11 protein-coding genes and 1 pseudogene are annotated in these 12,713 nt (G+C 59.9%); 4 read left to right on the top strand and 8 right to left on the bottom strand.

The window, feature by feature from the left end; genetic code table 11:
* Positions 1–161: 161 nt before the first annotated feature.
* From ACZ1II_RS07340 to hxsB, 4 genes are all read right to left on the bottom strand, one after another.
* A complete protein-coding gene (locus ACZ1II_RS07340) occupies positions 162–1,184 on the bottom strand; it encodes an IS110 family RNA-guided transposase (RefSeq protein WP_465143755.1) in 1,023 nt (340 codons plus the stop codon).
* Positions 1,185–1,323: 139 nt separating this feature from the next.
* Positions 1,324–1,533: a peptidoglycan-binding protein gene (locus ACZ1II_RS07335; RefSeq protein WP_465143754.1), complete on the bottom strand. Its 210-nt coding sequence runs from the start codon at positions 1,531–1,533 to the stop codon at positions 1,324–1,326.
* A 452-nt stretch (positions 1,534–1,985) separates the two neighbouring features.
* Positions 1,986–3,071, bottom strand: a complete 1,086-nt coding sequence (hxsC, locus tag ACZ1II_RS07330; protein ID WP_465143753.1) for a His-Xaa-Ser system radical SAM maturase HxsC — start codon at positions 3,069–3,071, stop codon at positions 1,986–1,988.
* Positions 3,068–4,450: a His-Xaa-Ser system radical SAM maturase HxsB gene (hxsB, locus tag ACZ1II_RS07325; protein ID WP_465143752.1), complete on the bottom strand. Its 1,383-nt coding sequence runs from the start codon at positions 4,448–4,450 to the stop codon at positions 3,068–3,070. The genes hxsC and hxsB overlap by 4 nt, the downstream gene beginning before the upstream one ends.
* Before the next feature lie 477 nt (positions 4,451–4,927).
* Here hxsB and ACZ1II_RS07320 point away from each other — a divergent pair, with 477 nt between their 5' ends.
* A complete protein-coding gene (locus tag ACZ1II_RS07320) occupies positions 4,928–5,494 on the top strand; it encodes a hypothetical protein (protein ID WP_465143751.1) in 567 nt (188 codons plus the stop codon).
* A 42-nt stretch (positions 5,495–5,536) separates the two neighbouring features.
* Positions 5,537–5,932, top strand: coding sequence for a hypothetical protein (locus ACZ1II_RS07315; RefSeq protein WP_465143750.1), 396 nt, complete (start codon positions 5,537–5,539; stop codon positions 5,930–5,932).
* 22 nt (positions 5,933–5,954) lie between these two features.
* Here the strand turns inward: ACZ1II_RS07315 and ACZ1II_RS07310 are convergent.
* Positions 5,955–7,086, bottom strand: a pseudogene (locus ACZ1II_RS07310) (IS3 family transposase).
* 121 nt (positions 7,087–7,207) lie between these two features.
* Between ACZ1II_RS07310 and ACZ1II_RS07305 the strand changes: the two are divergent.
* Positions 7,208–7,471, top strand: a complete 264-nt coding sequence (locus ACZ1II_RS07305; RefSeq protein ID WP_465143749.1) for a winged helix-turn-helix domain-containing protein — start codon at positions 7,208–7,210, stop codon at positions 7,469–7,471.
* Between the two features lie 61 nt (positions 7,472–7,532).
* Positions 7,533–8,837, top strand: coding sequence for a sensor histidine kinase (locus tag ACZ1II_RS07300; RefSeq protein ID WP_465143748.1), 1,305 nt, complete (start codon positions 7,533–7,535; stop codon positions 8,835–8,837).
* A 42-nt stretch (positions 8,838–8,879) separates the two neighbouring features.
* Here the strand turns inward: ACZ1II_RS07300 and ACZ1II_RS07295 are convergent, their stop codons facing one another.
* The 3 genes from ACZ1II_RS07295 to ACZ1II_RS07285 all read right to left on the bottom strand — a co-directional run bounded on the left by ACZ1II_RS07295 (position 8,880) and on the right by ACZ1II_RS07285 (position 12,710).
* Positions 8,880–10,871, bottom strand: a complete 1,992-nt coding sequence (locus ACZ1II_RS07295) for a TonB-dependent siderophore receptor (RefSeq protein ID WP_465143747.1) — start codon at positions 10,869–10,871, stop codon at positions 8,880–8,882.
* Between the two features lie 881 nt (positions 10,872–11,752).
* Entirely contained in the window at positions 11,753–12,199 is a 447-nt protein-coding gene (locus ACZ1II_RS07290; RefSeq protein WP_465143746.1) for a carboxymuconolactone decarboxylase family protein, read from the bottom strand.
* A gap of 46 nt (positions 12,200–12,245) precedes the next feature.
* The gene (locus tag ACZ1II_RS07285; protein ID WP_054436080.1) at positions 12,246–12,710 is read right to left on the bottom strand and encodes a cupin domain-containing protein; all 465 of its coding nucleotides are present in this window, start codon (positions 12,708–12,710) and stop codon (positions 12,246–12,248) included.
* Between the last annotated feature and the right edge of the window lie 3 nt (positions 12,711–12,713).

Here is a 12,713-nt window from a genome sequence, read left to right as displayed (position 1 = left end):
GCTGGCCATAATGCCATTAGCGCGGCTCGGGTCCCAACCATTCTCGCGCACTCGAGGTGCTGGGTCGAAACATGGGTTTTCCCGATCCGGCGGTTTCAACCGACTTTGTGCATTAGCTCCTGTCCGCCCTTCCCAACATCGTCAGCGCTGAGCGCTATACTCTATGCAATCTGCGGCTCGCGGTACCGTTCACCGTTGGTCATCATCGCCCAGATCATGCGGGCATTCTTGTTGGCGAGCGCCACGGCGGCAACCTTGACCTTCTTACGCGCCAGCAACTGCACGAGCCAGGGCCGCTTCGACTTATGGCGCTCAGCAAAGCGAATGACCGCCACAGCACCGACGATGAGCATTTGCCGCAAATAGCGATGTCCTGCCTTCGTGATGGCACCAAGGCGCTCCTTCCCGCCGCTGGAGTTTTGTCGAGGCACCAGCCCGATCCAAGCCGCTAGGTCGCGGCCTGAGCGAAAGATTGAGGGATCAGGGACAGTCGCAACGATCGCGCTTGCCAATAATGGTCCCACGCCCGGTATCTCCATCAGCCGCCGGCCGATTTCCGTTTTCCGCGCACTTGCCATGATCCGGCGATCATTCTCGAGGATCTGCTCTTTCACAATGCGCAGTTGGGCTGCCAGCATGTCCAGGCAGGTCCGGACATCGGTGGGTAAACGAGCGTCTTCCGTGTCAGCCACAATATCGAGGAGCTGGTCGATTCCATTCCTGCCGATTGGCGCGACGATACCAAACTCTGCGATATGCGCTCGCAGGGCGTTGGATAGCTGTGTCCGCTGGCGGTTGAGAATAAGGCGAACACGATGCAACATCATCGCGCCTTGCTGTTCCGGTGACTTGATTCCGACGAACCGCATGGTCGGGCGCGTAACCGCTTCGCAGATCGCTTCGGCATCGGCAGCATCATTCTTGCCGCGTTTGACGTACGGCTTCACATACTGCGCCGGCATCAGCTTTATATCATGACCCAGCGCCATGAGCTGACGCGCCCAGAAATGTGATGAGGCGCAGGCCTCGATCCCGATCAAGCAAGGCGGCAGCTTCGCAAAGAACTTCAGCATGCGCCCGCGCGTCAATCGCTGGCGCAATACCGCCGCACCATCGGCATCCACACCGTGCACCTGGAACACGTTCTTCGCTAGGTCCAAACCAATCGTCGTGACTGTTCCCATCGTGGCTCTCCTTCCGGCTCATCCGCAGGTCATCCTGCGGGAGGGTTGGAGAGCCGTCCACGTCATCATTCTCGGAAGCCTGGCACCCAATTTCCCGTCGCTACGAACAGACTGTCCCCCTTTTCATCGGACTCGCAGGCTAGCTGCTAGCGATTTTCAGCGCATCTAACGTCTCCGGAGTTATCGTACCGGTCACAGTGAGTTTGTGGGTTGCTTGGAATTTGCGTAGGGCCTTGCGCATTGCAGGTCCAACATGACCATCGATTGTACCCGCATAATCACCGTGGCCAAGAAGTCCGATCTGGACGCGGCGGACCACGGCCTTGAACCTTTCCGTCCGTCCGTCCATCGTCGCCGACGGCCCTGACTGGGGAGGCGACGCTCTGTCGGGTCCCGCTGTGCTTGGCAGATCGGCGAGCGATCGCGGACGCAAGGTTGAATTCTGATCCGGGCTCGCTGTGGAAGTGTCCTCCGCCGTGCTATTTTCCGGAGCCGAGTAGACGGGACTTGATACAGGTGGAGAATAATAGGGTGAGCCATATCCTCCCGTGCTCGATCGGTGACTGGTATGGCTGTAATGGCCGCCCCCGCCCGAGCGATGGCTGCTGTGGCTCCTGTGACTGCTGTGGCTCCTGTGATCTGCAAAATGCATCGGATGGTCTTGGGTGAACCGTTGAAGCAGTTTTGCATCGTTCGGGTCGTCCACGGGGGTGGAGGCTGCATGCGCCAGCGCAACTTGAAGACTGTCAGGCCTGAACAGGCCAGCGGCGATGAGGCTGGGGATAAGGAATTTCTTAGGAATCATAGCGGCGTGACTTTCGTGCCAGCTTCATCATCTGGATGCCATTCGAAGAATCCAGAGCACATGTCCCGTTCCCTGCACGGTGCGCAAGCGGGTTGGTATTTGCGCTTCCAGTCGGAGATCGATGCCGGCGCAAGCTCTCGGTAGGGAGCGGGCACAGAACATCGCGGAAAGTTGAACAATCGGATGTCGATCCCATGGAGCAAAGCGTGGTCGACAGCGTTTCCGATCGGATCGAACTGTCCCGAATGGTCTACGAAGAGTTCCGACCACCGGTTTCTGGCAAAGCCGATGTTCTCAAGTTGCATGATCGACCACGTTTCAATGAAGCGCAGCCGTGCTGCAACATATTGCGATAGCGCAAGCAAATCATCGAGGTTGCTCGACGTGAGTACGGTGCGCAGCTCGATCCTCGAGCGCGCCTGCAGAAGAGCGCCCAGACTGGCGTGGAGGCGATGGAAGGCACCCTGCTTGCCAACGATGAAGTCATGCGTGGCTGGCACGTTCGAATATAAGGGAATGCCCCACGCCACGCGGTCGTAGAGCGGGGCGCGAAGCCTTGCGATGTCCTCGGGACCAAAATGCTGCGCGTTGGTCAATATGTGAAAGGTGAGATCAGGGCGCCGGGTAAGAACTGTCTCAACGAGATCGAGCAGTTGGGGCTTGTATAAAGTTGGTTCACCGCCGGAAATGCCGATCACGCTATCAGCCTCAGCCAGCAGGCAGGCGTCTTTGAAATGGTCGAAGCGATCGACGTGGGTCTTCTTCGGCGGCTGCGAGCACATCACACACAACTGGTCACAGCGTTCGGTGACGAGGAGGGTATTGTGCGCTGATTGACTGCGAAGAAGTCGCTCTGCACGCCCAATCGCTGGTTCCACGAGCAAGACGTCGCCTGCAAGCTGCTCACCGTTGAAACCATCGATGGAGATGAGGCCCTGCGCGCCGGCGAAGACTGTTCCACTTTCATCATCGGTCAGCAGGAGAGAATCCATTTCGTCCTGAAGCTGGGCCTTATCCGCGCGCAAACGGGTAACGAACGCCTTGTCCGCTTCGGCCGCTATCTGGAGAGTGAGTGGGATCATGACAGCCGCGGCCCCAGCTCATTGGGCACAGCGGGCAGGCGCAACCATTTTGCTAAGGAGAAACGCACGGCCGGATCATCTGAGTACGCAAGTTCAAATATGAAATCGTAGATGTGCATATGCCGGCGGCAGAATTCGGTATCCGTACGTTCGCGATCCACCCTCCCGTAGCGCGCAAGGTCATCTACAAGATCGCGGCCACAGTAGGGCTGATACGCGCACACGCTACAACTTGGGTCGAACTGGTTAGTCGACGCCTCGTTCAGGATCTGACGTTTCTCGGTGTTCCACCCGGTGGCCACGTCGCCAATGGAGAGGTCGATAATTCCCGAACGCGCCAACATGCGGGCTTCATCGGTCGGAAATACGGTTCCGTCGTAGTCGATCACCACGTAGTCGACCCCAATAGGGTTGGGATTCCTGAGATCCACATGTCGGTCGGATCCGGGCTGGAAAATCCTGCGGAGACAGATGCTGAAGTAAGTTTCTTCCAGGCACTGAGATTGGTCGAGCCAATTTCGTTCGATGATGCGCCGCACGAAACTTTCGTAATAGCCGCGCCAGGCCTGATCCTGCTCCTGCGATTCCTTGTGGCGCTTTCGGGCGAAACCCTGAAAGTTGATCGGGCGAAGGAAGACGCTCGAGAGACCAAAAGCTGTAAAGGTGTCGATGATCTCGTCGATTTCGGGAGGATTGCGTGGGTCCAGCGTCGGCAGTGCCGAGATCTTCCCAGGGCCGTAACGCGAGGCCAAGAACTGTAGATTATCGAGGAAAGTAGAAGTGGCCGGCCCCGTTCGGTGCGCTTCGTGCGAGGATATCGTGCCATCAAGGGAGGTGCTGATATACACGTCCTTGCGGTCGAAGATCGAGAGCACTTCGTCCGGGATTTGCTGCAGGTTGGTGCAGATCACGAATTGCTTATGCGAAAAGCGCTCGCAACGCTCCATGACGGCCCGAATGAGGTCGGGACGCAGCGTTGGCTCCCCACCCTGGAATTCGATCTTGATGCTGTCTGTCGCGAGTTCATCGATGATCTTGCAGACAGCAGCAAGGGTTTCATCGTTCCAGTCGAACCCCTGCTGGTTGAGACCTGCACGAGAGACCTGGCAATAGCTGCAATTCAAATTGCAGCGCAGCGTAGGAACGACAATCAGGTAATCTAGAGAATTTGCGTGATCGAGGCGTTCGGCAAGGGCATAGGCATGGCTGTGCACGCAGAATTCGTCATCGGGATCCACAGCATGGCCTAACGCGCGCAGCGCGGCGCCATCCGCTTCAGAGATACCGCTGGTGACCGCACGCTCCACAAAGGCATCGGAAGCCAGCAAAAAGCGTCCGGTATCGCTTACGAACAGACTGCCGGTCGACAGGGCACGCACTCTCGCAGGATGGACTATCATCGCAAGAGGCGCTCCCAGATGTCATGGCGGAAATCAGCAGTGCGCGCGGCAAATCGTACTGTGAGGGAGGCTGTAAGGAACGCTCGTCGCAGGTCCGCCTCAAGGCTGCCCGCGTGGCCGAGAGTCAGGGATCCTTCGCCTGCCTCCACCATGACATGGGGATGAAACTTGGCGAGATGAGACTGTATAGCTGGCAGATTGTCGGCGTCTTCCGGCACCGGCCGGCACACGATACTTGTCATCAGGTCCCCCACTAGCGCACGATTAATAGGAGTTTCCCATGATCAGGCAAGAGGCGTTTGATTAGGAAAGTGAAGATGGCCACGAAGCAACAAGTTGCTTGCAAAGGCTATTTGCTCCGCCGATAGCGTTAGTCTTTGCTGGGGAACGGACTGAATTGAAATGACGGGGGCAGGAATGTCAAAGCCAAACAATGGCGCCGCGGGATGTGGCATCTTGGTCGTCATCATTGTGATTGTGATTGCGATGGGGAAGTGCTCGTCAGCCCCAAAGAGTGAACAGCAACAGGCCGCCGCGAACTTCACCTCACAGACGAGCGAGGCAATCGCAAGTGCCGCCCCGCCGGCCGTCGAACCGCTGGAATCCCCGAGCATCAAGTCCGCCGCCAAAAATTTCAAAACGGTCTACACCGCTGAAGCGCTGGCTGGAGCGATGATATTCAGCCAGAATTGCTATGAGGGGCTGGCTCATGAGTTTTCATGGGCACGCTTGGATGAGTGCGGTGCGTTCGACGTGATGGCTGTTCAGAAACTTGATGCAGATCCGGGTAACACATCGAGCGAAGCAGCGTATTTTGAGCCTGAGACTACGGCGGGGCGCTATCTCGCGGCTGTTACTAGCGCAGGCGAGAACCCTGATTCTGCAGATCAACGGCTGGAAGAGCTGCAGTCGAAAAGTGTGGCGCTGGCTCCGCGCACGATCGTGCCACCTAGCGAACCTATCCAAGCCCCGGAGACCGAGACCAACCAAGAGGGTGACGCGGGTTGGGAGGCGCAAGCTTGAATGGAAATCCCTGCAGGCGATATTCCATAATTGGATCCAAAGGTGGAAGGTCATTGGCCCGGCATTGCCGAACGGCAAGGTTGCCATCCATTACCGTGGATTGATATCGACCCTTCTTTGCCGCTCAGCCGCCAATTTGCGCTCCTCAGCTGCGGAATGTCCGGTTTGGAGTTTGGCTCTGAGAATGCAATGCTGAACGTTTCAGCAGCCCTTCGTATTCCGCTGAGGCAATTCCAGTCTGGCTGGATGGTTATGAAAGACATCAGCAGCAATCCGGTGGGTGGGCGAATAAACCTCCGCGAGGACGGCGAAGAGCAGAAGTGGCTCGGTTTGTCTGAACAGCCTTTGACATTTGATAAGTGGATCGTCTGCGGGTTGGTTGTTCAAGCTGCCTCCTGCGGGGCGTCATGGAGGTCGGGCGTAGCCCGGCCGGAGTGACGCCCCGCAAGTCGCGGCCAATTCACGCTGCCACGGCCTGTGGCAGATTGTCAAAGTAGGTTTGATCGGGCGGACGCCCACCGAGGCTCGAGTGAGGTCTCCGGGCGTTATAGAAACCCAGATTCGGCCGATCGCGTTGCGCGCTTCGCTGACCGAAGCGTAGGCGTGCAGGTAGACTTCTTCGTACTTCACCGAGCGCCACAGCCGCTCGACCACGACATTGTCGCGCCAGGCGCCGCGGCCGTCCATGCTAATCGCGATACCCTCGCGTCGGAGCACGCCGGTGAAGGCCTGGCTCGTGAATTGGCTCCCCTGATCTGTATTGAAAATCTCCGGCTTGCCATAGCGCGCCAGGGCTTCCTCGAGCGCTTCCACGCAGAAGTCGGCCTCCAGCGTGATCGAAATCCGATGGCTGAGAACCTTGCGGCTGAACCAGTCGACGATAGCTACGAGATAAACGAAGCCCCGCGCCATGGGGATGTAACTGATGTCTGTCGCCCAGACTTGATTGGGCCTCACGATCGGAAGCTTGCGCAGGAGATAGGGGTAGATCTTGTGCCCTGGCGCCGGCTTCGAGGTGCTGGGGCGGCGATAGACCGCCTCGATCGCCATCTTCTTCATCATGCTCGCGACATGGCAGCGGCCAATCTCGATACCCTCCTGGCGCAGAAAATCACGTAGCATTCGGCTTCCCGCGAACGGAAACTCCAGGTGCAACGCGTCGATGCGCCGCATGATCGCGAGATTCTCCGACGAAACCGGCCGGGGCAGATAATAGACACTGCCCCGGCTGATCCCCAGTTCCTTCGCCTGACGCTTCACCGGTAAGGTGTGCGTTCGGTCAATCATCGCTTTGCGCTCGGCAACAGTCCTGCCTTGCCGAGCGCGCCTTCCAAAAAATCGTTCGCCAACGTCAGTTCGCCTATCTTGGCATGCAGCGTCTTCACGTCGACGGCGGGCTCGTCCGAGGACTTCTCCGACCCGAATACGCCGGCCGCTCCTTCGAGCAACTGCGTGCGCCACGTCGTGATCTGGTTGGGATGCAAGTCATAGTCCTGCGCCAGCTCTGCCAGCGTCTTCTCGCCCTTGATCGCGGCAAGTGCTACCTTCGCCTTGAATGCCGGGCTGTGATTGCGCCGGGGTCGTCTGCTCATTCTCTGCTCCTGTCTCGCAGCCTTCCTGGCTGCTCTAAGGCAGAAAATCCAATTATCTCAGTGTGCAGATTCTCCAGGCCACCTCTCTTTGCTGCGGATAGACGATCTTGAACTTGATCGGGTGAAGCGGACCGTGATGCGCGGCGGCCAGCGCATCGACCTGCAGCAGCAGGAACTCAAATTGCTGGAATACCTGATGCTCCACGCGGGCGCGGTGGTTACACGGGCGATGCTGCTGGAAAACGTCTGGTCATTTCACTTCGACCCCAAGACCAATGTCATCGAAAGCCACATGAGCCGATTGCGCGCGAAAGTGGATCGCCGGTTCGGCAAGGAACTGATCCAGACGGTGCGAGGTGCGGGGTATCGTATTGGTGACGCCTGAGCGCCGGGCATCTGGCCCGATTCGCAGCGCGGCTTTCCGTTTTACGCTGCTTCTTGCCGGCGTGTTCGCTATCGGTGCGGCCGCGCTGCTGATCGTCGTCGAACAGCAGATCGGGCGTTATGCCGCCGAAGCGACGAACGGCGGCCTCCAGGCAGAGATGATCGTGCTTAAGAGCGAATACGCGCAACTCGGGCAATCCGGGCTGACCGATGCGATGGCGCGACATGCAGGGGTTCGTCCCGAGGCGCCCTATCGCTACCTTTTGCTGGATGCCGAAGGCCGCCGCCTGTTCGGCGATCTTCCCGCGGAGGCAATGGAGGACGGCTGGAGTACGGTCAACGTAACGGAGCCCGCACCGGGCCAGCAAGGCACGCGCCAGGAAAGCATGACGACGCTAGGCGCGCAGCTGCCTGACGGACTGAGGCTTGTCGTGGCCAGCGACAATTACGATGTCCAGATGCTGCGCCACCGGCTCGGCCGATTTACGCTGTTCAGCGGGGTTGGCATCACCCTATTCGCGCTGCTGGGCGGATACCTTACCGGCAGGCTATTCCTGCGCCGTCTCGACCGGGTAAACCGCGCAGTCGATCGCATCGTCGAGGGCGACCGTGCTGAGCGCCTGCCGATGATCGGCCTCGGCCCGGAATTCGACGAGCTGGCGCGGAACCTGAACCGGATGCTCGATCGCAATGCGGCGGCGATGGAGGCCTTGCGACAGGTTTCGACCGACATTGCCCATGACTTGCGCACGCCGCTAAGCCGCCTGCACCAGCGGCTTGAACAGATGCAGGATAGCTCCGAGGTCGAACCGGCGATGATCGACGATGCCCTTGAGCAGACCTCGGGTATCCTCGCGACTTTCCAGGCCCTGCTGCGGATCGGCGCGCTGGAAGGCGGGGTTGGCCGCAGGCGCTTCACGCGGGTCGATCTCAGCGAACTGATGGACCGCGTTCAGCAGGCCTATGCCCCCGTGGCCGAGGATGCGGAGCATACCTATCTTGCCGACCATGCACCGGGCATCGTAGTGGACGGCGACTGTGAACTGCTGGCGCAGCTCTTCACCAATCTGGTGGAGAACGCCATCGTCCACACGCCCACCGGAACGATGATCACTTCGCGGCTCTTCGTGGACGATGGCGGCGTCGTGGCCGAGGTGTCCGATACCGGGCAGGGCATCCCGGCATTGGAGCGCGCCAAAGTCTTCCGGCGGTTCTATCGCCTCGATGCCAGTCGCCATACCGAAGGCTCGGGCCTTGGCCTGGCACTGGTGGCGGCGATCGCGGCCCTGCACGACGCGGCCTGGACCATACCGGAGCATTCTCACGGCCTTACGGTCCGGATCACGTTCCCGTCCGCTCCTTCCTGACGGGTCGGTCTTCGGCGCCGATCCCGTCACTCACTTTGCCCCTCACGGAATCTGCGTGGAGAGGCTGATCCTGACCGTGGCTGGAAGGCCTTGTGCGAGCAGGCTCGATCCGGTGGATGCCCAGTAGCGCTTGCCCGTGACATTCTCTCCGTAAATGCGCGCCGTGGTGCGGTTTCCAAGAAGATCGAACGTGTAGCTCGCGCCAAGGTCGAACGTCTCGTAGCCCGGGACGAAGCCCTGGTTGAGCGCATTCACGGCCCTGCGCCCGACATGGAACATGCCCGCAGAAACCCGCAAGTCCTGGACCATCGGCACGTGGTATTCGAGGAAGAGCGATCCGGAGTACTTGGACACGTTCTCGATCAGCTTGCCGACCACCGACGCGTTGCCGGACTTCTGCATGGCGTCGAGATACATGGCGCTCGCGGCGATCGACAGGTTGGGCACCACCTCGCCGACTAGGCTGAACTCGGCCCCTTCGTATGCGGCTTCGGCATCCTGGACGAAGAAGTTCGCGCTGTTGAGGTAGGCCGAAGGCCGCTTGATGTGGAAGTAGGCACCGGTTGCGAGCAGGCCCCGGATCGGTTCGATCTTGACGCCGACTTCTTTCTGCTTGCTGATCGCGGCAGGCAGGATTTCGCCTGCGTTGTTCGCGATCTGTTGGGCGATGGGGCCGGGCTCCAGCCCTTCGATGTAGTTGGCGTAGATGTTGGCCCAACTGATCGGCTTCACCATGACCCCGTAAGTCCAGGTGCCCGGCTTGATCTTGTAACTCGTGGTGCGACTGACGTCGCTGTAGTCGGTCTTGCGATAGCCGACGGTCGCTTGCAGCCAGTCGCCAAGCGATACCCGGTCGAAGATGTAGAGCCCGAGGTCTTCGACACGCGAGGGGTTGGCGATGATCCGGGGCGGGGTCGGCTGGCGCGGGATCACCACCGGATCATAGAGGTTCTGCGCGAAGCTATAGCGCACGGCGGTCGGCACATTGCTGGCGCGGGTATAGAACGACACGCCGAGCAGCAGGTTGTGCTCGATCGGTCCGGTGCGGAACTTGCCGGAAAGATCGCCGCGATAGATCACGTTCTTGTAGTCGTTGCCGTCCGTCATCGCGACCGTCACGGTGCCGTCACCGGTCGACAGATTGTAACCGCCGAACGAGGAATAGGCTCGGCTGCGGGACAGGTAGGATTGTCCGATCGCGGCGGAAATGCGCCAATCGGGCGTCAGGTCGTAGTTGACGCGGGCCAGCAGGTTGGTTTCCCAGCCGCGCCCTTGCATCCAGGCCGCGCCGAGGTTCTTCGACGGCGATTGCAGCGGCGGTATCGCGATGACGCCGTTCACCGCAGCCGGCAGGCTGAATTCGGTCGGCTCGGTGACGGACTTGTAATTGTATTCGGCGTCGAGGAGGATTTCGAGCCCGTCGGCTGGGCGCCAGTCGAACGACCCTGAGGCAAAGCGGCGAATGCCCTCGCTGCGCTTGAGGCCGGTCTCGATGATCGAGGTTCCGGCGTTCACGCGTAGGCCCGCCGAGCCGAAGCTGCGCCCGATGTCGAAGCCCGCGCCGACCGATCCGTTGCTGTCGCCCTGGACATCGAAGCGGGTCACAGGCGCGGCGGTCGGCCGCTCGGTCACCAGGTTGACGATGCCGGACGGCGTTGCGAACCCGTAGTAGAGCCCCGCTGCGCCCTTGAGCACTTCGATACGGTCCTTGCTCTCGATGGGCTGCTCGATCAGGTTGACGATCGGCAGCACGCCGTTCCAGCGCACGTTGGTGAAGTTGTTGAGGACGATCCCGCGAATGGCGAGGTTACTGTAGATCGCGGTATTGATCTGCGCCTGCGTGACGCCCGGCGTGTTGCGGACGGCGTCGATCAGTCCGCGCGCCTGCTGGGTTTCGAGCAGGTCCTTGGTCATGACCGCAATCGTCAGCGGCGTATCGCGCAGCAAAGAATCACGGAACGTGCCCGCCTGCACGTAGTCGGCGCTGAAGGTATCCCGCCGGTCCGCCGTCACCACAATCTCGTCGGCACGCACCCCTGGTTTCTCGTCGGCAGTCTGCGCTGCGGTTGTAATCGGGATTGAGGCCGTGATGGCCGCAGCGATGAGGCCCGCTCGGCAAAGAGCGTTCTTCGAAAGCACGTGAATGCGTGTTGCGGCCAAAGTGTTGCTCCCTACGATATTTGTCGCGGGGGGCATTGAAGTATTTGAGACGCATTTGCAATAAGTGGGAAACGTTTCGTTTGCTTGATGCGGGCCGGTTGCCGCTCCGGCTTTGGCCCATTGTGCCGCAGGGCCTGGAGGGCGCTGATGCGGACCAGCGGCGATGCCGATCATGCTCAAAAACTATATGCTGATCCACGGTTGTCCTCCGTATGATGCTGGGCCCGGTCCAAAATCGTGAGCCCGTTCTTCATCTTATCGGGGGGCAACCAACCTTCCAGTATCCCGTGCACCTGGCCAACGGCCACCGCTCCCGCAAATACGTCATGTTCGTACAAGTCCCATCGCCGGCCGTTCAGCGTATCTGATCCCTCGGTGAATGTACGGCCGCTTCGGGGGGCGCTCATATGAGGGGCTGAACGGGGGCTCTGTCGGCGGAATCTTGAGGTAAGCTGGGCAGGGCGCTTACGGCGGGTCGCGACCCTTCCCGGTCATTCAGCGCCAGACTTGCAATCTCCACCTGCGGAACGTCAGCTATTGAGAGGCGGCCGGCCGAAGTAGTCTATTGCCTGGCGCCAAAGATATCCCATCCCAACTGGAACCTGTTGATCAAGCTTCTTTGACAAAACCTTGCTCGGAATGTGCGCCAATTGAGAGAAAATGGTGGAAGAGCGGCTTGCCTCCCACCATTTAACTTCTCGCGTTTCGATTAATCTGCTGTCAGTCAATGCGAAGACCTGAACCTTCCTTCAGGATCAGGGCTTTGCGGCGACGGGAAGGCGAAACGGCGCGCCGAGCCGATTGAAGGCATTCATAGCGGCAATCACTAATGTAAGATCGACGAGATCCTTCGCCTCAAACACCTCCGCGACTGCTGCATAAGCCTCATCCGATGAATGGGTTTCACTGAGGTTGGTCACTTCCTCGGCCCACGCCAGTGCGGCTCGATACTGGTCGCTGAAGAGATGAGGAACCTCGTCCCACACCGGCACCAGCACCACTGTGTCGATCGGCATGGTCTTGAGCAGATCGCGGGTATGCAGATCGATGCAGTGGGCGCAGCCGTTGATCTGGGATACGCGCAGGAACACGAGGTGGATGAGCTCCTCCGGCAGGCTGGTGCCTTTGGTGATGTAGTGGTGGACGCCCATCAAGGCCTTTGCGCCGTCGGGAGCGATTTCAAACCAGTTCAGGCGGTTCATGACATATCCTTTCTATGTCTCGGTGTCGTGATGGTGGGAGTGCGGGTCAGTTCTGCTTTGCTGGTGTCGTCAGGACGGCATCGTCAGTGTCGACGATGAAGACCGCGAGCAGCTTGGCCGGCTCGGTCTTGCTGGCGTTGGCGCTGATGTTGTGGAAGTCGCCGGGCAGTTCGGTGAAGTTCTCGCCGGTCTTGAAGGTGCGGATCTCCCCGCCATTCACCTGACTGACGACGGCGCCCTGGATGACGGTGGCATAGATGAGCGCCGAGCGCGCGTGGACATGCGATCCGTTGGAGCCGCCCGGCTGATACTCGACGAGTACGCCCTTGACGCTCTTGCCGGGGACGTCCGGGATCGCATGCTGGTAGACGAGCGTCGCCTTGACGCCCGATGGTGAGGGAGCCGTCTCCCGGGCCGCCGCGTGATCGTGGGCGTGCGCCTGCGCGTGGGCGACTGGGGTAAGTGCCGCGAAGGCGGCGGCGATGGCGAGCGTGGAAATCAGGGTTTTCATGGG

This window comes from Novosphingobium sp. BL-S-20 (assembly GCF_055521635.1).
Note: the sequence above shows the minus strand (reverse complement) of the source record. Positions and strands in the feature narration are given on the sequence as shown.

Bases quoted from the DNA above. Each gene is read 5' to 3' on its own strand.
- ACZ1II_RS07340 (WP_465143755.1), bottom strand. From the start codon at position 1,184: ATGGGAACAGTCACGACGATTGGTTTGGACCTAGCGAAGAACGTGTTC.
- ACZ1II_RS07335 (WP_465143754.1), bottom strand. From the start codon at position 1,533: ATGGACGGACGGACGGAAAGGTTCAAGGCCGTGGTCCGCCGCGTCCAG.
- hxsC (WP_465143753.1), bottom strand. From the start codon at position 3,071: ATGATCCCACTCACTCTCCAGATAGCGGCCGAAGCGGACAAGGCGTTC.
- ACZ1II_RS07290 (WP_465143746.1), bottom strand. From the start codon at position 12,199: ATGAACCGCCTGAACTGGTTTGAAATCGCTCCCGACGGCGCAAAGGCC.
- ACZ1II_RS07285 (WP_054436080.1), bottom strand. From the start codon at position 12,710: ATGAAAACCCTGATTTCCACGCTCGCCATCGCCGCCGCCTTCGCGGCA.